Genomic DNA, 19,753 nt, shown 5'->3' with positions numbered 1-19,753 from the left:
CACCGGCGATGACCTGCCCGGTCGCCCGGGTCAGTCGTCGTCGCCGTGCAGCCGCCGGCGTACGGACAGCAGCTCCACTTCGGGCCGTGCGGCGACCAGGCGCTCGCAGCGGTCCATGACGTCCGTCAGGTGTCCGGTGTCCCCGGACACCACCGCCAGGCCGATACGGGCCCTGCGGTACAGGTCCTGGTCTCCCACCTCCGCGACGCTCACCGCGTACTTGCGGTGCAGCTCGGCGACGATCGGGCGGACGACGGAGCGCTTCTCCTTCAGCGACCGTACGTCGCCGAGAAGCAGGTCGAAGGACAACGTCCCTACGTACATGCAAGACGGGTCAAGCCACCCGTGGGGCCTTCGGGGTGCCTCCCGGCGTCGGCCGGAGGCGTGCGTGTCATTTCGAACCGTACACGGAACGACCGGGGCCGATCGACGGAAATTCCCGCCGACCGGCCCCGGCCCGCCCGCCGCCCGGCCACCGTTCCTGGTGGACCGCACACCGGGCGGACTACTGCAAGATCAGCCGCGCGGCTTCTCCCGCATCTCGTACGTCGCGATGACGTCGTCGACCTTGATGTCGTTGAAGTTGCCGAGGTTGATACCGCCCTCGAAGCCTTCGCGGATCTCGGTGACGTCGTCCTTGAAGCGGCGCAGACCGTCGATGTTGAGGTTCTCCGCGACCACCTTGCCGTCGCGGATGAGGCGCGCCTTGGTGTTCCGCTTGACCTCGCCGGAGCGGATGAGCACACCCGCGATGTTGCCCAGCTTGGACGACTTGAAGACCTCGCGGATCTCCGCCGTACCGAGCTCGACCTCTTCGTACTCCGGCTTGAGCATGCCCTTGAGGGCCGCCTCGATCTCCTCGATCGCCTGGTAGATGACCGAGTAGTACCGGACGTCGACGCCCTCGCGCTCGGCCATCTGCGTGGCGCGGCCCTCGGCCCGCACGTTGAAGCCGATGACGATCGCGTCGGAGCCGGACGCCAGGTTGATGTCGGACTCCGTGACCGCACCGACGCCGCGGTGCAGCACCCGGATGTCGACCTCTTCGCCGACGTCGAGCTGGAGCAGCGAGGACTCCAGGGCCTCGACCGAACCGGACGCGTCGCCCTTGATGATGAGGTTGAGCTGCTGGACCTCGCCGGCCTTGAGCACCTTGTCGAGGTCCTCCAGGGACACCCGGCGGGTGCGCTTGGCGAAGGCCGCGTTGCGCTCGCGCGCCGCGCGCTTCTCGGCGATCTGGCGGGCCGTGCGGTCCTCGTCGACGACCAGGAAGTTGTCGCCGGCGCCCGGGACGTTGGTCAGACCCAGGACCAGGACGGGGGTCGACGGACCCGCTTCCTCGACGTGGTTGCCCTTGTCGTCGAGCATCGCGCGGACCCGGCCGTAGGCGTCGCCCACGACCATCGTCTCGCCGACGCGGAGGGTACCGCGCTGGACCAGGACGGTCGCCACGGCGCCGCGGCCGCGGTCGAGGTGCGCCTCGATCGCGATGCCCTGGGCGTCCTGGTCGGGGTTGGCCCGCAGGTCGAGGGCGGCGTCCGCGGTGAGGACGACGGCCTCGAGCAGCTGCTCGATGTTGGTCCCCTGGCGGGCGGAGATGTCGACGAACATGGTGTCGCCGCCGTACTCCTCGGCCACCAGGCCGTACTCGGTCAGCTGACCGCGCACCTTGGTCGGGTCGGCACCCTCGACGTCGATCTTGTTGACCGCGACCACGATCGGCACGTCGGCCGCCTTGGCGTGGTTCAGGGCCTCGATCGTCTGCGGCATGACACCGTCGTTGGCCGCCACCACGAGGATCGCGATGTCGGTCGACTTCGCACCGCGGGCACGCATGGCGGTGAACGCCTCGTGACCCGGGGTGTCGATGAAGGTGATGCGACGCTCTTCGTCGTTGACCTCGGTCGCGACCTGGTAGGCACCGATGTGCTGGGTGATGCCACCGGCCTCGCCCGCGACCACGTTCGTCTTGCGGATCGCGTCCAGCAGGCGGGTCTTGCCGTGGTCGACGTGACCCATGACGGTGACCACCGGCGGACGGGCCGCCAGCATCTCCTCGCCGCCCTCGTTCTCGCCGAACTCGATGTCGAAGGACTCGAGCAGCTCGCGGTCCTCCTCCTCCGGGCTGACGATCTCGACGTTGTAGTTCATCTCGTCGGCGAGCAGCTGCAGCGTCTCGTCGGAGACCGACTGGGTCGCGGTGACCATCTCGCCGAGGTTCAGCATGACCTGGACCAGCGACGCCGGGTTGGCGTTGATCTTCTCCGCGAAGTCGGTCAGCGAGGCACCGCGCGAGAGACGAACGGTCTGGCCGTTGCCGCGCGGCAGCATGATGCCGCCCACGGACGGGGCCTGCATCGCCTCGTACTCCTGACGGCGCTGCCGCTTCGACTTGCGACCGCGACGCGCCGGACCGCCGGGACGACCGAACGCACCCTGCGTGCCACCACGGCCGCCGGGACCGCCGGGACGACCACCGAAGCCGGGACGACCGCCGAAGCCGCCGCCACCGCCACCGGGACCGCCGCCACCGGGACGACCGGCGAAACCGCCGCCGCCACCCGGACGACCGCCGCCGCCACCGGGACGACCGGCGAAGCCGCCGCCACCGCCGGGACGACCGCCGCCACCGGGACGACCCGCGCCGCCCGGACGACCGCCGCCGCCGGGGCCCGGACGCGGACCGGCAGCCGGACGCTGCGGCATCATGCCCGGGTTCGGGCGGTTACCGCCGCCGGGACGCGGACCGGCACCGCCGGGCGCCGCACCCTGCGGACGGGGCATGGAACCGGGGGTCGGACGCGGGCCGCCCTGGCCCTGCGGCCGGGGACCGCCCTGACCGCCGCCCTGCGGGCGCGGACCGGGCTGGCCGGGACGCGGGGCGCCACCGGGCCGCGGGGCCTGCGGACGGGCCATGCCCGTGGAGCCACCGGAGGTGAAGGGGTTGTTGCCCGGACGGGGACCGGCCGGACGGGGACCGCCGGGACGCGGGGCCCGCTCGCCACCGGGGCGGGGGGCGTTGCCGCGGCCCTGGCCCTGGCCGCCTGCCGGGCGGCCGCCCGGACGCGGGCCGGGGGTGGCACCGGGGCGGGGACCCGACTGCGCGGCGGGCGCCGGCGCGGACGGCGGGGCCTGGAACTCCGGCTGCGCGGGCGCGGCCGGGGCAGGCTTCGGCGCCGCGGGGCGCGCCGGGGCCGGACGCGGACCCGGGGTGGGGCCGGCGGCAGGCTTGGGGGCCGCCGGAGCCGCGGGGGCGGCCGGGACCTCGGGGGCGGCCGGGGCCGCGGGACCCGGCTTGGGGGCGCCCGGCTTCGGGGCAGCCGGACGGGCCGCCTGCGCCGGAGAGGGCGCCGACGGCTTCGCGGGGGCCGACTTGCGCGGCGCCGCGGGCTTGCCGGCGGAACGGCCGCCGCCGCTGCCCGCCTGGAAAGCGTCGGTCAGCTTGCGAACAACCGGCGCCTCGATCGTCGAGGACGCCGAACGGACGAATTCACCAAGTTCTTGGAGCTTGGCCATGACGACCTTGCTCTCCACACCGAACTCCTTGGCGAGTTCGTAAACCCGGACCTTAGCCACTTCGCTCCTTCTAGGTCCGGGTGTCCACCGGACCGTCGCTACTTCATGGGCGTACTCATCGCGTACTCATCGAGTGCTCATCGCAATCTCGACCTACTTCCGACTCGCGAGGTACCTGACCGCACGGTTTTCCGTGCGCTGTGCATTTCCTGCTGTGCGTTGTTGCCATGGCGGCTGCTCAACGCGCGCCCCCTTCGATGAACCGGCGCAACTCCGCCGTGTCGAACGGACCGCGCCCCCGGTAGGCCCGGGGGAACGCCCGGCGGCGAACCGCCAGGTCGAGGCAGACCAGTGTCCGGTGCACATAAGCACCCCGGCCGGGCAGCGTACCGCGAGGATCGGGGACGCACTCGCCCTCGATCACCACGATGCGCAGCAAATCGCCCTTGGCCGCTCGCTCCCGGCAACCCAGACATGTGCGCTCAGGGCATGCGCGGGCATGCGTCCGGCCAGACACTGCTTAAGTCTACCTCCCCACGGACGCTCCACCCCGATGGGGTAAAGCCCGATCCGCTGCTCAAGAATTCCCCGCGGGGCGCCGCGGCACCACTTCTTTTCGTGCGCCGCGGCCCCGTCCGCCGGTGGCTCAGCCCTGCGCCGGCGCGTGCTCGGTGTCCGGGCGGATGTCGATCCGCCAGCCGGTCAGCCGCGCAGCGAGCCGGGCGTTCTGGCCTTCCTTGCCGATGGCCAGCGACAGCTGGTAGTCGGGGACCGTCACCCGCGCCGAGCGCGCCGACAGGTCCACCACCTCGACCTTGCTGACCCGGGCCGGGGACAGCGCGTTGGCCACCAGCTCGGCCGGGTCGTCCGACCAGTCCACGATGTCGATCTTCTCGCCGTTGAGTTCGGCCATCACGGCCCGCACCCGGCCGCCCATCGGGCCGATGCAGGCGCCCTTGGCGTTCAGTCCCGAGCGCGCGGAGCGCACCGCGATCTTCGTGCGGTGGCCGGCCTCGCGGGCGATGGCGGCGATCTCCACCGAACCGTCGGCGATCTCCGGCACCTCCATGGCGAACAGCTTCTTCACCAGATTGGGGTGGGTGCGCGAGAGCGTGACCGAGGGGCCGCGGACGCCCTTGACGACCCGGACGACGTACGAGCGCAGCCGGGTGCCGTGGGTGTACTCCTCGCCGGGGACCTGCTCCTGCACCGGCAGGATGGCCTCCAGCTTGCCGATGTCGACCAGGACGTTCTTGGGGTCCTTGCCCTGCTGGACGACGCCGGTGACGACGTCGCCCTCGCGTCCGGCGTACTCGCCGAAGGTGATCTCCTCCTCGGCGTCCCGCAGCCGCTGCAGGATGACCTGCTTGGCGGTGGTCGCCGCGATCCGCCCGAAGCCGGACGGGGTGTCGTCGAACTCGCGCGGCTCGGCACCCTCCTCCAGGTCCTCGGGGTCCTCCTTCGCCCACACCGTCACATGGCCGGTGTTGCGGTTCAGTTCCACCCGCGCCCGGCGGCGGCTGCCCTCGGTGCGGTGGTACGCGATGAGGAGGGCCGACTCGATCGCCTCGACCAGCAGGTCGAACGAGATCTCCTTCTCCCGCACCAGACCCCGCAGGGCACTCATGTCGATGTCCACGGCTACGCCTCCTCCTTGTTCTCGTCGTTTTCGTCGTTTTCGTTGTTCGCGTCGTGCTCGCCGGCGGCGTCGCGCCCGGCGTCCTGCGGTGCCTCGTCCCGGGCGGGAGCGGTGGGCCTGGGGTTGAACTCCAGCTCGACGCGGGCCTTGGCGATCTCGTCGAACGCGACCCGGCGGGCGGTCGGCTTGCGGCCCTTGACGCCCGGGACCTCCAGGTCCAGGCCGGTGTCGTCGGCGGCGACGATCCGGGCGACCAGGTCGCCGCCCTCGTGGAGGCGGGCCTTGATCAGGCGGCCGACGGCGCGGCGGTAGTGCCGCTGCTCGGTCAGCGGCCGGTCCGCGCCCGGCGAGGTGACCTCGAGGGTGTACGGGGCACCGCCCATCGCGTCGGTGTCGTCCAGGACCTCGGACGCCTCGCGGCTCAGCGCGGCGCACTCGTCGAGCTGGACACCCGCGTCGGAGTCGACCACGATCCTCAGCACACGGCTCCTGCCGGCCGGTGTCACCTCGATCTCTTCCAGATCCAGGTCTCGCGCGGCGACGAGCGGTTCAAGCAGTCCGCGCAGCCTCTCGCTCTGGGTCGTGCTCATCCGGGTGACTCCTCGGCCGCGTGTGCTGTTGTGGTTAGGTCGCGTGTCGGGTCAAAGCCTATCGGTTCCGGCGGGGTACTGACGATTCGGCGGGTGGTCACGGATACCCTCGCCTGCGGTGATCACGACGGAAGACCCCGGGAAGTGCAACGTGCCGAAAGTGGCGCTCACACGCAGAACGACCCTGCTGGCCGGCACCGCCCTGGGAGGCGCGGCACTGCTCGCCGGATGCGCCGGCGGCGCCCGGCCCGACCCGTTGACGGCCGAGCGTTCGGCGGCCGCCGAACGGGTGCGCAAGCAGGCGGCCCGGGACAGCACGGCGCTGCTCGCGCGGTACGACGCGACGCTCTCGGCCCACCCGGCCCTGGGCGGGCCGCTGCGGCCGCTGCGGGCCGAAGTCGCCCGCCACGCCGAGGCGTTCAGGTCCGACGCACCGTCCGCCGCCTCCGCTTCCGCGCCCGCCGCCGGTGCCGCGCACGGGGCCGACGTCCCCCGCGTACCGGGCGACGAGCGCGGCGCCCGTACGGCGCTCGCCGAGGCGGAGCGGACACTGGCGGACGCCCGCGCGGCGGCGCTGGTGTCCGCGCCGCCCGAACTGGCCCGGCTGCTGGCCTCCGTCGCGGCGGCGGGGGCGGCCCACGCATACCTGCTGGCCCAGTCGGGATGACGGGCGCCGTGCGAGAGAACAGGAGCGGGCGATGACGACGACACACGCGCGACGCGACGAGGGGCGCGGCGGGGACGAGTTGACCGCGACGCAGGCCGCGCTGGCGGCCGAGCACGCCGCGGTGTACGGGTACGGCGTGGTCGGCGGGCGGATCGGGGCCGGGCGCCGGACGGAGGCGCAGGGCGCGTACGACGCCCATCGGGCGCGGCGGGACGCGCTGCGCCGCGCCGTGCGGGACCTGGGCGGCACGCCGCAGGCGGCGGCCGCCGCCTACGAGCTGCCGTTCCCGGTGCCGGACGCGGACGCCGCGGTGCGGCTGGCCGCGGAGCTGGAGGACCGGGTGGCGGCCGTCTACGCGGACCTCGTACGGGCCGCCGGCGGGGCGCACCGCACCGAGGCGGCGGCCGCGCTGCGGGAGGCCGCGGTGCGGGCGGTGCGCTGGCGGGGCAGCGGCGTAGCCTTCCCTGGGCTCGTCGAGCGGGCCGCGGCGCCCACCGCCTCGGCGACCGCGGGCGCCGACTCCGACGCGCTGTGAACGACCGGCCGCCCGGCGGCCACTCCCCCACGAAGAAGGACAGCTCAGGCATGGCAACGGCACCCATCGAACCGCCGCAACGACTGCTGACCGCACTCGGCGGCGCCGCGGAGGGGCCGGTTAGGGCCTGGCTGGAGGAACTGCCGGAACTCGTCCAACAGCGGTTGGCGGACTGGGAATTGACGCTGGATCGGGTGCACGCTCCCGGCGGCCGGAGCAGTCTGGTGGCGTTCGTGCGGCAGTCGGACGGAACGCCGGCGGTGCTGAAGTTCCCGGTGCCGGGGCGGGCCGCCGCGCAGGAGGCGGCGGCGCTGCGGGCCTGGGACGGCTGGGGCGCGGTGCGGATGCTGCGGGCCGACGAGGCGGGCGGCACCCTGCTGCTGGAACGGTTGCAGGGCTCGGTGTCGCTGCGGTCGCTGCCGGAGGCCAGGGCGCTGCTGGAGGCGGCCGGCACGGTGCGGCGGCTGTGGGTCGCGCCGCCGGCGGGGCATCCGTTCGCGACGGTGGCGGAGCGGACCGCGGCGGACGCGGAGCGGCTCCGGGCGGCCGGGGATCCCGTGGGCGCCGGGCCGCTGCTGGACGAGGCGCTGGAGCTGGGGCGGACGCTGCCGGCCGGGGCGGCGGAGGAGTATCTGCTGCACGGGGCGTTCCGGCAGGGCAAGGTGCTGGCCGGGGAGCGGGCGCCGTGGCTGACGGTGGGGCCGTCGCCACTGGTCGGCGAGCGGGCGTACGACCTGGCGCGGCTGGTGCTGGACCGGTTCGAGGATCTGCTGGCCGGTTCGGGGGCGGCCCCGGCGGCCCGGCGGCGGGTGGCGAAACTGGCCGACTCGCTGGACGTGGACCGGGAACGGCTGCGCGGCTGGACGCTCTACCGGGCGGTGCGCGGCGGGGTGCGCGAGGCGGCGTCGGGCGACCGGCGGCGGGGCGAGGCGCTGCTGGAGTTCGCGGCGTACGTGTAACGGCCCGCGGGCGCAGGGGCCGGGGACCGGGTGCGGCGACGGAACGGGCCGGCGGGGCGGGTGCCCCGGCCGGCCCGTCGCCGTCGGTCAGGCGCCGAGCCGGGCGACGGCCTCGGCGACCGTCAGCTCCTCGCGCTCGCCGGTGCGCCGGTCCTTGACCTCGACGACGCCCTCACCGGCGCGGCGGCCGGCGACGACGATGGTCGGCACGCCGATCAGTTCGGCGTCGGTGAACTTCACGCCGGGCGAGACGCCGGGCCGGTCGTCGACCAGGACCCGCAGGCCGGCGGCGCCGAGCTGCTCGCCGATCTCCAGGGCGAGTTCGGTCTGCTTGGCCTTGCCGGCGGCGACCACGTGCACATCGGCCGGGGCCACCTCGCGCGGCCAGCACAGGCCCTTGTCGTCGGCGTGCTGCTCGGCCAGCGCGGCCACGGCGCGCGAGACGCCGATGCCGTACGAGCCCATCGTGACGCGGACCGGCTTGCCGTTCTGGCCGAGCACGTCGAGCTGGAAGGCGTCGGCGTACTTGCGGCCCAGCTGGAAGATGTGGCCGATCTCGATGGCGCGGTCCAGCTTGAGGCCGGTGCCGCACTGCGGGCACGGGTCGCCGTCCTGGACGACCACGACGTCGACGTACGCGTCGACCTCGAAGTCGCGGCCGGCGACGACGTTCCTGGCGTGCACGCCCTCCTTGTTGGCGCCGGTGATCCACGCGGTGCCGGGGGCGACCCGCGGGTCGGCGAGGTACGTCACCTTCTCCAGGCCCTGCGGGCCGACGTAGCCGCGGACGAGGTCCTCGCGGCCGACGAAGTCCTCGGCGGTCACCAACTCGACGGCGGCCGGCGCGAAGTGCGCCTCGACCTTGCCCATGTCGACCTCGCGGTCCCCGGGGACGCCGATCGCGACGATCTCCCCGTCGACCTTCACCAGCAGGTTCTTGAGGGTGGCCGACGCCGGGACGCCGAGGTGCGCGGCGAGCGTCTCGATGGTGGGGGTGTCCGGGGTGGGGATCTCCTCCGGCGCGGGCACGCCGGCGGCGTCGGCCGGCTTGAGCTCGTAGGCGATCGCCTCGGTGTTGGCGGCGAAGTCGCAGTGCGGGCAGTCGGCGAAGACGTCCTCGCCGGCCGCGGCCGGGGCCAGGAACTCCTCGGACTTGGAGCCGCCCATGGCGCCGGCGATGGCGGCACAGATGCGGTAGTCCAGGCCGAGCCGCTCGAAGATCCGCTGGTAGGCGGCGCGGTGCAGCGCGTAGGACTCGGCCAGGCCCTCGTCGGCCGTGTCGAAGGAGTACGAGTCCTTCATCTGGAACTCGCGGCCGCGCAGGATGCCGGCGCGCGGGCGGGCCTCGTCGCGGTACTTGGTCTGGATCTGGTAGAGGATCACCGGCAGGTCCTTGTAGGACGTGCACTGGTCCTTCACCAGCTGGGTGAAGATCTCCTCGTGGGTGGGGCCGAGGAGGTAGTCGGCGCCCCTGCGGTCCTTGAGGCGGAAGAGCTCGGCACCGTACTCCTCCCAGCGGCCGGTGGCCTCGTAGGGCTCCTTCGGCAGCAGGGCGGGCAGCAGGACCTCCTGGCCGCCGATGGCGTCCATCTCCTCGCGCACGATCCGCTCGACGTTGGCGAGGACCTTCTTGCCGAGCGGCAGCCAGGACCAGACACCGGCGGCGGTGCGGCGCACGAAACCGGCCCGCACCAGGAGCTTGTGGCTGAGCACCTCGGCGTCGGCCGGGTCGTCGCGCAACGTCTTGAACATCAAGCGGGACATGCGCTGGACCTGTGCGGCGTGGGCCATGGGAGTTTCTCCTGCGTAAGAAAGGTGACTCCCTGGAGGTTAGCCGGAGGGGTGTCGCGCGACGAAATGCGTATGCGCTGCGCTGGGCCTGGCTCCCACGTTTTCGGCTGTCCCGCCGTAGGGGTTCGCCTTTCTGCGCCTGGCGGCGCCGGTCCGCTGCGCGGGGCTGTTGGGTGCGGTGACGGGCCTCCGGGGCAGGGGGTGTGTCCGGACTGCTGCGCTTTACGTCCGGACACACCCCCTGCCCCTCCGACCCGTCCCCTCCCGTGGGTGGTCATGGACACGGTGGGTGGGGGCTGACGCGAGTGGACCGGTGCGGGGCGTGGTCCGTCAGCGTTTCAGGGGGAGGGGGGCGCCCATGACGGCGTAGGGGGTGGGGGCGCTGGGGAAGAGGACGCGGCGGGCGATGTCGTGGTAGCCGAGGGAGCGGTACAGGCCGCGGGCGGGGCTCTCGGTGTCGATGGCGGAGAGGATGCTGCGGGGTTCGGTGGCCTCGTCGGTGATGCGGGTGATCAGGGTGCGGCCGATGCCGTGGTTCTGGTAGGCGGGGTGGACGTGCAGCTCGGTGATGACGAAGGAGTCGTCCAGCCAGTGGTCCAGGCCCTGGCTGCGCAGATAGGGCTCGACGACGGTGGACCACCAGTGGGTGCGTTCGTTGGGCATGCCGTAGACGAAGCCGACGAGGCGGCCGGCGGGGGTGGTGGCGCCCAGCGCGCGGGCGCCGCGGCAGCCGAGGTGGCGGAGCACGATGTGGCGGCGGACGGCGATCTCCTCGTCGCCGAGTCCGAAGGCGAGGGCCTGTACGGCGAGCGCGTCGTCCACGCGGGCAGTGAGATCGAGGGGGCCCACCGCGACGTCATCCATGCTCGGAGCGTACAAGGCCCGGGCTCAGAACAGCACGCTCATGAAGGCGCCGACTTCCTCGAAGCCCACTCGGCGGTAGGCGGCCCGGGCGGCGGTGTTGTAGTCGTTGACGTAGAGGCTGACGACGGGGGCGACGTCGGCGAGGGCGTAGCGGAGCACGGCGGCCATGCCCGTCTCGGACAGGCCGCGGCCGCGGTGCGCGGGGTCGACCCAGACGCCCTGGATCTGGCAGGCGAGCGGGGTGGCGGCGCCGATCTCGGCCTTGAAGACGACCTTGCCGTCGTCGATGCGGGCGAACGAGCGGCCGGCGCCGACGAGTTCGGCGACCCGGGCCTGGTAGAGCAGGCCGCCGTCGCCGGCGAGCGGGGAGATGCCGACCTCCTCGGTGAACATGGCCACGCAGGCGGGCATGATCAGGTCGAGTTCGTCCTTGCGGATCCGCCGGACGCGTGGGTCGGGGGCGATCTCGGCGGAGGGGGTGCGGGTGACCATCAGCGGCTGGTGCGCGCGGATCTCGCGGGCCGGGCCCCAGTGGGGTTCGAGCAGCTGCCAGAGGGCGGCGGTGGGGCCGGCCGGGCCGACGACGGAGGAGCAGCGGCGGCCCTGGCGGCGGGCGCGTTCGGCGAAGCCGCGGATGGCCTCGGAGGTGGCGCAGACGGGGACGAGGTTGGCGCCGGCGTAGCAGAGGGACTCCAGCCGGCCGCCGACGTACCAGCCCCACATCTCGCCGCCGAGCCGCCAGGGGTCGAGGCCGGCGACCTGGACGCGGGCGGCGACGAAGGCGTTGGCGACCGGTTCGCGGTCCAGGACCGCGAGGGCCGCGTCGAGCTCTCCCGGTTCGAGGACCTTGAGGGCGGTGGTCGTCAGCACGTGTCGGAAAGCCTCACCGTTGCGGGGCCTGGGAGGCCAGGCGGGAGCAGGTCCTGGCACTGTACCTCCACCGGGCCGACGACCACCTGGGCAGCGGTGGCAGGGACCGTGCGACCGGAAGCGGAACGGCGGGGCCGGAACGGGAATACCGCTCCGGCCCCGCCACGTTGGGGCCCCGCAGGGGGCTCGCGCACCCCTTACGGGATCTGTTCGCCCCCGCCCTAGGGCGCCGCTCAGCCGGCGGCGCTGACCGTCGGCGTCCCGGAGGCGACGCCGTCGGCCTCCATCTGTGCGGCGATCTTCAGGGCCTCTTCGATGAGGGTCTCGACGATCTTGGACTCGGGGACGGTCTTGATGACCTCGCCCTTGACGAAGATCTGGCCCTTGCCGTTGCCGGAGGCGACGCCGAGGTCGGCCTCGCGGGCCTCGCCGGGGCCGTTGACGACGCAGCCCATGACGGCGACCCGGAGCGGCACCTCCATGCCCTCCAGACCGGCGGTGACCTCGTCGGCGAGCTTGTAGACGTCGACCTGGGCACGGCCGCAGGACGGGCAGGAGACGATCTCCAGGCGGCGCGGGCGGAGGTTCATCGACTCCAGGATCTGGATGCCGACCTTGACCTCTTCGACGGGCGGCGCGGAGAGCGAGACCCGGATGGTGTCGCCGATGCCCTCACTGAGCAGGGCGCCGAAGGCGACCGCGGACTTGATGGTGCCCTGGAAGGCCGGGCCGGCCTCGGTGACGCCGAGATGGAGGGGGTAGTCGCACTGGGCGGCGAGCTGGCGGTAGGCGTTGACCATCACGACCGGGTCGTTGTGCTTGACCGAGATCTTGATGTCGCGGAAGCCGTGCTCCTCGAAGAGGGACGCCTCCCACAGGGCGGACTCGACCAGGGCCTCGGGGGTGGCCTTGCCGTACTTCTGGAGCAGGCGCCGGTCCAGGGAGCCGGCGTTGACGCCGATCCGGATCGGGGTGCCGGCGTCGGAGGCCGCCTTGGCGATCTCCTTGACCTTGTCGTCGAACTGCTTGATGTTGCCGGGGTTGACGCGGACCGCGGCGCAGCCGGCGTCGATGGCGGCGAAGACGTACTTGGGCTGGAAGTGGATGTCCGCGATCACCGGGATCTGCGACTTCCTCGCGATCACCGGCAGCGCGTCGGCGTCGTCCTGGGTGGGGCAGGCGACCCGGACGATCTGGCAGCCGGAGGCCGTCAGCTCGGCGATCTGCTGGAGCGTGGCGCCGATGTCGGAGGTGCGGGTGGTCGTCATCGACTGCACCGAGACCGGTGCGTCTCCGCCCACGGCGACCGTACCGACCTGGATCCTGCGGCTGACCCGGCGGTCGGCGAGCTTGGTCGGTACGTCCGGCATTCCCAGTGAAATGGCAGTCATCTGGCGTGCAACCCCAAGGTATGGATCAGGGCCCTGATTCGGCGGGCTTCCGGTCATCGAGCCTACGGCACCCGACTCGCCCGAGGCACATCGAACCCTTATGCCCCTCGAAAGGGGGCGGCCGGGCACGCCCATACGGTCGCCGCGTGCCCGGCCGGAAGGTTCGCGGGGCCGGCTCCGCCCCGTGCGGCCCGCCCTACGTGAGCTTCACCGGGTTCACCACGTCGGCGACCAGCACCAGCAGGGTGAAGCAGATGAAGATCCCGGCGACGACGTAGGCGACCGGCATCAGCTTGGCGACGTCGAACGGGCCGGGGTCGGGGCGCCGGACGATCTTGGCGAAGGCGCGCCGCAGCGACTCCCAGAGGGCGCCGGCGATGTGGCCGCCGTCGAGCGGCAGCAGCGGCAGCATGTTGAACAGGAACAGCGAGAGGTTGAAGCCGGCGACCAGGAAGAGCATGGTCGCCACCCGCTGCTCCGGCGGGATGTGCAGGGAGAAGACCTCGCCGCCGACCCGGGCCGCGCCGACCACGCCCATCGGGGAGTCCTGCTTGCGCTCGGCGCCGTTGAAGGCGGCGTTCCACAGGTCGGGGATCTTGCCGGGGACCTGCACCAGGGAGTCCACGCCCTGCGAGACCATGTTGCCCATCCGGTCCACGGACTGGCCGAAGGTCTGCTGGACGATGCCGCTGGCCGGGGTGAAGCCGAGGAAGCCGGCGGTGACGAACTGGCCGGGGACGTAGCCGCCGTGGCCGTCGGTCTTGGCGACCTTGTTCTCGATGAGGTCGGCGTGCAGCGTCTTCCGGGCGCCGTGCCGCTCGACGACTATGGTCGCCGGGCCGGTGGTCCTGCGGATCTGGTCCTGGAGGGTGCCCCAGTCCGGGACGGCGTGGCCGTCGAAGGAGACGATCTTGTCGCCGGCCCGCAGGCCCGCGGCCTTGGCCGGGGAGTCCTTGGCGCCGGCCGGGCACTTGTCGGACTTGGCGGAGGCCGAGATCACGCAGTCGGAGACCGAGCTGACCTGGGTGGTCTGGGTGTTGATGCCGAAGCCCATCAGCACGCTCATGAAGATCACCACGGCCAGGACGAGGTTCATGAACGGGCCGGCGAACATCACGATGACGCGCTTCCAGGGCCTGCGCGTGTAGAACAGGCGGTGCTCGTCGCCGGGCTGCAGCTCCTCGAAGGCCGCCGAGCGGGCGTCCTCGATCATGCCGCGGAACGGGGAGGTGGAGCGGGCCTGGAGCTTCCCGTCGTCGCCGGGCGGGAACATGCCGATCATGCGGATGTAGCCGCCCAGCGGGACCGCCTTGATGCCGTACTCGGTGTCGCCCTTCTTCCGGGAGAAGATCGTCGGCCCGAAGCCCACCATGTACTGCGGCACCCGGATGCCGAACATCTTGGCCGTGGTGAGGTGGCCGAGCTCGTGCCAGGCGATGGAGAACAGCAGGCCGACGACGAAGACGACTATGCCGAGAATGGTCATCCAGGTCGTCATGCGCGGGCCTCCGAGGGAGTGCGTGCCGCCGCGGCGGCCAGTTCGCGGGCGCGGGCGCGCGCCCAGGTCTCGGCCTGCAGGACGTCCGCGACGGTGAGGGAGGTTCCGTCGGCGGGCGCCCCGCCCGGGCGCGGGCCGTCCTGGCTCTGCTTCATCACCACTCCGGTTGCCAGCCCTTCGTCGACCACTGCCGCGACCGTATCCACAATCCCTGTGAACGGCAGCCCGCCGGTGAGGAACGCCTCGACGCACTCCTCGTTGGCGGCGTTGAAGACGGCGGGGGCGGTGCCGCCCAGTTCGCCGACCCGGCAGGCCAGCGGCACGGACGGGAAGGCGTCCTGGTCGAGCGGGAAGAACTCCCAGTTCCGCGCCTGCGCCCAGTCGACGCCGGGGGCCGCGTCGGGGACCCGGTCGGGCCAGCCGAGGCCCAGCGCGATCGACATCCGCATGTCGGGCGGGCTGGCCTGGGCGAGGGTGGAGCCGTCGGTGAACTCCACCATCGAGTGGACGTAGGACTGCGGATGGACGACGACCTCGATGCGGTCGAAGGGGACGTCGAAGAGCAGGTGCGCCTCGATGACCTCCAGGCCCTTGTTGACCAGGGTCGCGGAGTTGATGGTGACGACCGGGCCCATCGACCAGGTGGGGTGGGCCAGCGCCTGCTCGGGCGTGACGCCGGCCAGCTCGCGCCGGGTGCGGCCGCGGAACGGGCCGCCGGAGGCGGTGACCACCAGCTTGCGGACCTCGGCGCGGGTGCCGCCGGCCAGGGCCTGGAAGAGCGCGGAGTGCTCGGAGTCGACGGGGATGATCTGGCCGGGCCGGGCGACCGCCTTGACCAGGGGGCCGCCGACGATCAGCGACTCCTTGTTGGCGAGCGCCAGTACCCGGCCGGCCTTCAGGGCGGCGAGGGTGGGGGCCAGGCCGATGGAGCCGGTGATGCCGTTGAGGACGGTGTGGCACTCCGAGGGGCCCGCGCCGGCGAGCTCGGTGGCCGCGTCGGGGCCGGCGAGGATCTCCGGCAGCGGCTCCCCCGCGCCGTAGCGCGCGGCCAGCGCCTCGCGGAGCGCGGGCACCGCCGCCTCGCGCGCCACCGCGACGGCGAGGACCCGCAGCCGGTGCGCCTGCTCGGCCAGCAGCTCGACCCGGCCGCCGGACGCGGCGAGCGCGGTGACCCGGAACCGGCCGGGGTTGCGCAGCACGATGTCGATGGCCTGGGTGCCGATCGACCCCGTCGAGCCGAGGATCACGATCTCCCGGGGGCCGGCGGGGCGGCCGCCGGCGGCCGGCTCGAAGCGCAGGTTCGGGTGGGCGAGGGTCTCCGTCATGTGGTCCATTGTGGCCGGTCGGCGGGGTGCCCCGGCCACCGAGGGCGCCCGCACCCCGTACGGGCGACGCGCGGGCCGCCCGTACGAGACCCGCGGGGCTCAGCGGAAGGGGCGGCGGGCGTTGTCCTCGGTGCTGGGGCCGGGGGTGGCGTCGGCGATCCAGGGGCCGTCGCCGCTGGGGTCGACGACGCCCTCCTCCAGCCAGGTGTAGCGGCCGCCGAGGACGCCGGAGACGACCTTGCGGTCCAGTGCGTCGGTGTTGCTCCACAGCCGGTGGAACAGCTCCTCGACGCGGATCCGGGCCTGCCGGCAGAAGGCGTCGGCGAGCTGGTGGGCCTCCTGGCCGTGGTCGCCGGTGAGTCGCAGGTGCTCGGCCCGTACGCAGGCCGCGCTCATCGCGAACAACTCGGCGCCGATGTCGACGATCCGGCCGAGGAAGCCCTGTTTGGTCTCCATCTTCCCCTGCCAGCGGGACATCGCGTAGAACGTGGACCGGGCGAGCTTGCGGGAGGTCCGCTCGACGTACCGCAGATGGCCCGCCAGCTCGCCGAACTCGGCGTAGGTGCGAGGGAGTTGGCCGGGTCCGGCGACGAGCTTGGGGAGCCAGCGGGCGTAGAAGCCGCCGGCCCTGGCGGCCGCCCTGCCCTTGTCGCCCAGGGACTTGTCGGGGTCGATGAGGTCGCCGGCGACGGAGAGGTGGGCGTCGACCGCCTCGCGGGCGATCAGCAGGTGCATGATCTCGGTGGAGCCCTCGAAGATCCGGTTGATCCGCATGTCCCGCAGCACCTGCTCGGTGGGGACGGCGCGTTCGCCGCGGGCGGCGAGCGAGTCGGCGGTCTCGAAGCCGCGGCCGCCGCGGATCTGGACGAGTTCGTCGGCGATCCGCCAGCCCATCTCGGAGCCGTAGAGCTTGGCGAGGGCGGCCTCGATACGGATGTCGTTGCGGTTCTCGTCGGCCATCTGGGAGGCGAGGTCGACGACGGCCTCCAGGGCGAAGGTGGTCGCCGCGATGAAGGAGATCTTGCCGCCGACCGCCTCGTGCTTCGCGATCGGGCGGCCCCACTGCTCGCGGGCGCCGGACCACTCGCGGGCGATCTTCAGGCACCACTTGCCGGTGCCGGCGCACATCGCGGGCAGCGAGAGCCGGCCGGTGTTGAGGGTGGTGAGGGCGATCTTCAGGCCGGCGCCCTCGGGGCCGATGCGGTTGGCGGCCGGGACCCGCACCCGGTGGAAGCGGGTGACGCCGTTCTCCAGACCGCGCAGGCCCATGAAGGCGTTGCGGTTCTCGACGGTGATGCCGGGTGCGTCGGCCTCTACGACGAAGGCGGTGATGCCGCCCTTGTGGCCGTCGGAGGCGGGGACCCTGGCCATCACCACCAGCAGGTCGGCGACCACGCCGTTGGTGGTCCACAGCTTCACGCCGTCGAGGAGGTAGTCCTCCCCTTCGGGGACCGCGGTGGTCGCCAGGCGGGCCGGGTCGGAGCCCACGTCGGGCTCGGTGAGCAGGAACGCGGAGATGTCCGTGCGGGCCAGCCGCGGCAGGAACGTCTCCTTCTGCTCCTGGGTGCCGAAGAGTTTCAGCGGCTGCGGTACGCCGATCGACTGATGCGCGGAGAGCAGCGCGCCGATCGCCGGGCTGGCGGAGCCGACCAGGGCGAGGGCGCGGTTGTAGTAGACCTGCGTGAGGCCGAGACCGCCGTACTTGGGGTCGATCTTCATGCCGAGGGCGCCCAGTTCCTTCAGGCCGCGCACGGTCTCGTCGGGGATCCGGCCCTCGCGCTCGATCCGGGCGCCGTCGATCTCCGTCTCGCAGAACTCCCGCAGCGTGGCCAGGAACTTCTCGCCGCGCCGGACGTCGTCCACCGCGGGGGTGGGGTGCGGATGGATGAGGTCGAGCCGGAAGCGCCCCAGGAACAGCTCCTTGGCGAAGCTGGGCTTGTGCCAGTCCTGCTCGCGGGCCGCCTCGGCGACCTGACGGGCTTCGCGCTCGGAAACGTTACGGATGGACGGAGCGGTCATCGGGAACTCACCTCGCCGCGAATCGGGGGTGCTGCCGGTGGACCGGTCGGTCCACCGGGCAGTGCTACTTGTGACAAGTACCCGATCCGGGCGGGTTGCACCAGCGGAGCGGAGGCCGGGAGCGGGTACCCGCCACGGGCGGGCCGTGCGGTCCCGGGGACGGGTCCGGCCCGGCCTTCCAGGGGGCGCGGCATACCGCGCTGGTTGTATGCGCGAGGTGGTCACTCCCCCCGCGGCACGGCCCCGTATCCGCCTCGGTCAGGAGGAACCGGGGCGGAGCGGGGCCGTAGCGTCTGGAGTCCGGGCTGGCGGGGGGCAGTGCCGGAGAAGGGGGGGCGCGGCGCGCTCCGGAAACAGGGTGCCGGAGCGCGCCGCGCGAGGGGCCGGCGCCGGGGGGTGCGCCGGCCGGGGCCTGGCGGGCGGTACGGCCCGAAGGATGGCCGTCGCTGTCCACCGGGCCAGGCCGGTCCGGGGGCGTGGTGCGGGCCGGGCCGCCGGCCGCACGGTGCCGGGATTTCCCGGGCTCTACAGGTCCAGTCCGGTGAGGACCAGAACGCGCTCGTAGGTGTAGTCGTCCATGGCGTAGCGGACGCCCTCGCGGCCGACACCGGACTGCTTGACGCCGCCGTAGGGCATCTGGTCGGCGCGGTAGGACGGCACGTCGCCGATCACCACGCCGCCGACCTCCAGCGCGCGGTGGGCGCGGAAGGCGGTCCGGGCGTCGTGCGTGAACACACCGGCCTGGAGGCCGAACTTGGAGTCGTTGACGGCTGCGAACGCCGCTTCTGCGCCGTCGACCTTCTGGAGGGTGAGCACCGGGCCGAAGACCTCCTCGGTGGCGAGGGTGGCGCCGGCCGGGACGTTCTCCAGCACGGTCGGCGCGTAGGAGGCGCCGTCGCGCTTGCCGCCGGTGAGGAGGCGGGCGCCGCGCTCGACGGCGTCGTCCACCCAGGACTCCACCCGCTTGGCGGCGTCCTCGCTGACCAGCGGGCCCACCTCGGTGGCCGGGTCGGTCGGGTCGCCGGTGACCTGGGCCTCGACGCGCTCGACGACCTTGGCCACCAGGCGGTCGTAGACCGAGGCGTCGGCGACGACCCGCTGCACCGAGATGCAGGACTGGCCGCCCTGGTAGTTGGCGAAGGTGGCGATGCGCTGCGCCGCCCAGTCCAGGTCCTCCTCGGAGGACCAGTCGGACAGCACGACGGCCGCGCCGTTGCCGCCCAGCTCCAGGGTGCAGTGCTTGCGCGGCACCGAGTCGAGGATGGCGTAGCCGACGGTGTCGGAACCGGTGAAGGAGATGACCGGCAGCCGCTCGTCCTGGACCAGCGCGGGCATCCGGTCGTTGGGGACCGGGAGGATCGACCAGGAGCCGGCGGGCAGGTCGGTGCCGGCCAGCAGCTCGCCGATGACCAGGCCGGAGAGCGGGGTGGCCGGGGCCGGCTTGAGGATGATCGGGACGCCGGCGGCGATGGCCGGGGCGATCTTGTGGGCGCAGAGGTTCAGCGGGAAGTTGAACGGCGCGATGCCCAGGACCGTGCCGCGCGGGAAGCGGCGGGTCAGCGCGAGCCGGCCGGCGCCGCCCGCGTCGGTGTCCAGGCGCTGCGCCTCGCCGCCGTTGAAGCGGCGGGCCTCCTCGGCCGCGAAGCGGAACACGGAGATGGCGCGGCCGACCTCGCCGCGCGCCCACTTGATGGGCTTGCCGTTCTCCGCGGAGATCAGCTGGGCGAGTTCCTCGGTGCGCTCCACCAGTCCGCGCACCACGTGGTCCAGGGCGGCGGCCCGCACGTGGGCGGGGGTCGCGGCCAGTTCGTCCTGGACGGCGACGGAGGCGGCCACGGCCTCCTCGACCTGGGCCTCGGTGGGAACGCTCACCGTGCCGACGAGACGTCCGTCCCAGGGGGAGGTGACATCGAAGGTGGCCTCGCCGGTGGCCTCACGGCCGGCGAGCCAGAAGGCGGTGGGGGCTGCAGCAGTGTTCGGCACAGTGGATCCCGGCCCTTCAGTGGTGGTGGGTGGTGCGCGCGCAGCTCTGGGAGCGGCTTGGCGTATGACTCTGCAGCCCACCGTAGGGGTGCGGCGGCCTCGTGGC

General features: G+C 73.0%; 16 protein-coding genes. 3 read left to right on the top strand and 13 right to left on the bottom strand.

Features of this window, described 5'->3' with window-relative positions; genetic code table 11:
• Positions 1 to 30 precede the first annotated feature (30 nt).
• The 5 genes from K2224_RS34325 to rimP form a co-directional block, all read right to left on the bottom strand.
• Complete coding sequence (locus K2224_RS34325) at positions 31 to 324, bottom strand: DUF503 domain-containing protein (RefSeq protein WP_208680752.1); 294 nt, start codon at positions 322 to 324, stop codon at positions 31 to 33.
• Positions 325 to 516: 192 nt separating this feature from the next.
• Complete coding sequence (gene infB, locus K2224_RS34320; protein ID WP_221911038.1) at positions 517 to 3,576, bottom strand: translation initiation factor IF-2; 3,060 nt, start codon at positions 3,574 to 3,576, stop codon at positions 517 to 519.
• A gap of 178 nt (positions 3,577 to 3,754) precedes the next feature.
• Complete coding sequence (locus K2224_RS34315; RefSeq protein ID WP_221911037.1) at positions 3,755 to 4,033, bottom strand: YlxR family protein; 279 nt, start codon at positions 4,031 to 4,033, stop codon at positions 3,755 to 3,757.
• 129 nt (positions 4,034 to 4,162) lie between these two features.
• On the bottom strand, positions 4,163 to 5,155 hold the full coding sequence (nusA, locus tag K2224_RS34310; RefSeq protein WP_221911036.1) for a transcription termination factor NusA: 993 nt from the start codon (positions 5,153 to 5,155) through the stop codon (positions 4,163 to 4,165).
• A 2-nt stretch (positions 5,156 to 5,157) separates the two neighbouring features.
• Positions 5,158 to 5,745, bottom strand: coding sequence for a ribosome maturation factor RimP (gene rimP, locus K2224_RS34305; RefSeq protein WP_221911035.1), 588 nt, complete (start codon positions 5,743 to 5,745; stop codon positions 5,158 to 5,160).
• 160 nt (positions 5,746 to 5,905) lie between these two features.
• On the opposite strand from rimP, the gene K2224_RS34300 reads away from it, so the two are divergent.
• The 3 genes from K2224_RS34300 to K2224_RS34290 are packed head-to-tail and all read left to right on the top strand — an operon-like array spanning position 5,906 to position 7,906.
• The gene (locus K2224_RS34300) at positions 5,906 to 6,412 is read left to right on the top strand and encodes a hypothetical protein (protein WP_221911034.1); all 507 of its coding nucleotides are present in this window, start codon (positions 5,906 to 5,908) and stop codon (positions 6,410 to 6,412) included.
• A gap of 31 nt (positions 6,413 to 6,443) precedes the next feature.
• On the top strand, positions 6,444 to 6,947 hold the full coding sequence (locus K2224_RS34295) for a ferritin-like domain-containing protein (protein WP_221911033.1): 504 nt from the start codon (positions 6,444 to 6,446) through the stop codon (positions 6,945 to 6,947).
• A gap of 50 nt (positions 6,948 to 6,997) precedes the next feature.
• On the top strand, positions 6,998 to 7,906 hold the full coding sequence (locus K2224_RS34290) for an aminoglycoside phosphotransferase family protein (protein ID WP_221911032.1): 909 nt from the start codon (positions 6,998 to 7,000) through the stop codon (positions 7,904 to 7,906).
• An 87-nt stretch (positions 7,907 to 7,993) separates the two neighbouring features.
• Here the strand turns inward: K2224_RS34290 and K2224_RS34285 are convergent, their stop codons facing one another.
• The 8 genes from K2224_RS34285 to K2224_RS34250 all read right to left on the bottom strand — a co-directional run bounded on the left by K2224_RS34285 (position 7,994) and on the right by K2224_RS34250 (position 19,647).
• The gene (locus K2224_RS34285; protein WP_221911031.1) at positions 7,994 to 9,697 is read right to left on the bottom strand and encodes a proline--tRNA ligase; all 1,704 of its coding nucleotides are present in this window, start codon (positions 9,695 to 9,697) and stop codon (positions 7,994 to 7,996) included.
• A gap of 330 nt (positions 9,698 to 10,027) precedes the next feature.
• Positions 10,028 to 10,561, bottom strand: coding sequence for a GNAT family N-acetyltransferase (locus K2224_RS34280; RefSeq protein WP_221911030.1), 534 nt, complete (start codon positions 10,559 to 10,561; stop codon positions 10,028 to 10,030).
• A gap of 24 nt (positions 10,562 to 10,585) precedes the next feature.
• A complete protein-coding gene (locus K2224_RS34275) occupies positions 10,586 to 11,431 on the bottom strand; it encodes a GNAT family N-acetyltransferase (RefSeq protein ID WP_221911029.1) in 846 nt (281 codons plus the stop codon).
• 233 nt (positions 11,432 to 11,664) lie between these two features.
• Positions 11,665 to 12,822, bottom strand: coding sequence for a flavodoxin-dependent (E)-4-hydroxy-3-methylbut-2-enyl-diphosphate synthase (gene ispG, locus K2224_RS34270; RefSeq protein ID WP_221911028.1), 1,158 nt, complete (start codon positions 12,820 to 12,822; stop codon positions 11,665 to 11,667).
• Between the two features lie 196 nt (positions 12,823 to 13,018).
• A complete protein-coding gene (locus K2224_RS34265) occupies positions 13,019 to 14,320 on the bottom strand; it encodes an RIP metalloprotease (protein ID WP_221911027.1) in 1,302 nt (433 codons plus the stop codon).
• Positions 14,317 to 15,645 carry a 1-deoxy-D-xylulose-5-phosphate reductoisomerase gene (gene dxr, locus K2224_RS34260; protein ID WP_221911026.1) on the bottom strand — a complete coding sequence of 443 codons (1,329 nt, stop codon included), beginning with the start codon at positions 15,643 to 15,645 and terminating at the stop codon, positions 14,317 to 14,319. Before dxr ends, K2224_RS34265 begins: the two co-directional genes overlap by 4 nt.
• A 99-nt stretch (positions 15,646 to 15,744) precedes the next feature.
• Entirely contained in the window at positions 15,745 to 17,664 is a 1,920-nt protein-coding gene (locus tag K2224_RS34255; RefSeq protein ID WP_221911025.1) for an acyl-CoA dehydrogenase family protein, read from the bottom strand.
• A 525-nt stretch (positions 17,665 to 18,189) separates the two neighbouring features.
• Positions 18,190 to 19,647: an aldehyde dehydrogenase family protein gene (locus K2224_RS34250; RefSeq protein WP_221911024.1), complete on the bottom strand. Its 1,458-nt coding sequence runs from the start codon at positions 19,645 to 19,647 to the stop codon at positions 18,190 to 18,192.
• Positions 19,648 to 19,753 lie beyond the last annotated feature (106 nt).

Origin of the sequence: Streptomyces sp. BHT-5-2, from assembly GCF_019774615.1 — a bacterium.
In the GTDB taxonomy this organism is placed as follows: Bacteria; Actinomycetota; Actinomycetes; order Streptomycetales; family Streptomycetaceae; genus Streptomyces.
The sequence above is the reverse complement of the archived record's forward strand: the minus strand, read 5'-3'. Positions and strand labels throughout refer to the sequence as shown.

Coding starts and splice junctions, on each gene's coding strand:
- rimP (WP_221911035.1), bottom strand. CDS start 5,745: ATGAGCACGACCCAGAGCGAGAGGCTGCGCGGACTGCTTGAACCGCTC.
- K2224_RS34295 (WP_221911033.1), top strand. CDS start 6,444: ATGACGACGACACACGCGCGACGCGACGAGGGGCGCGGCGGGGACGAG.
- ispG (WP_221911028.1), bottom strand. CDS start 12,822: ATGACTGCCATTTCACTGGGAATGCCGGACGTACCGACCAAGCTCGCC.
- K2224_RS34290 (WP_221911032.1), top strand. CDS start 6,998: ATGGCAACGGCACCCATCGAACCGCCGCAACGACTGCTGACCGCACTC.
- K2224_RS34285 (WP_221911031.1), bottom strand. CDS start 9,697: ATGGCCCACGCCGCACAGGTCCAGCGCATGTCCCGCTTGATGTTCAAG.
- K2224_RS34265 (WP_221911027.1), bottom strand. CDS start 14,320: ATGACGACCTGGATGACCATTCTCGGCATAGTCGTCTTCGTCGTCGGC.
- K2224_RS34325 (WP_208680752.1), bottom strand. CDS start 324: ATGTACGTAGGGACGTTGTCCTTCGACCTGCTTCTCGGCGACGTACGG.
- K2224_RS34255 (WP_221911025.1), bottom strand. CDS start 17,664: ATGACCGCTCCGTCCATCCGTAACGTTTCCGAGCGCGAAGCCCGTCAG.
- dxr (WP_221911026.1), bottom strand. CDS start 15,645: ATGACGGAGACCCTCGCCCACCCGAACCTGCGCTTCGAGCCGGCCGCC.
- K2224_RS34280 (WP_221911030.1), bottom strand. CDS start 10,561: ATGGATGACGTCGCGGTGGGCCCCCTCGATCTCACTGCCCGCGTGGAC.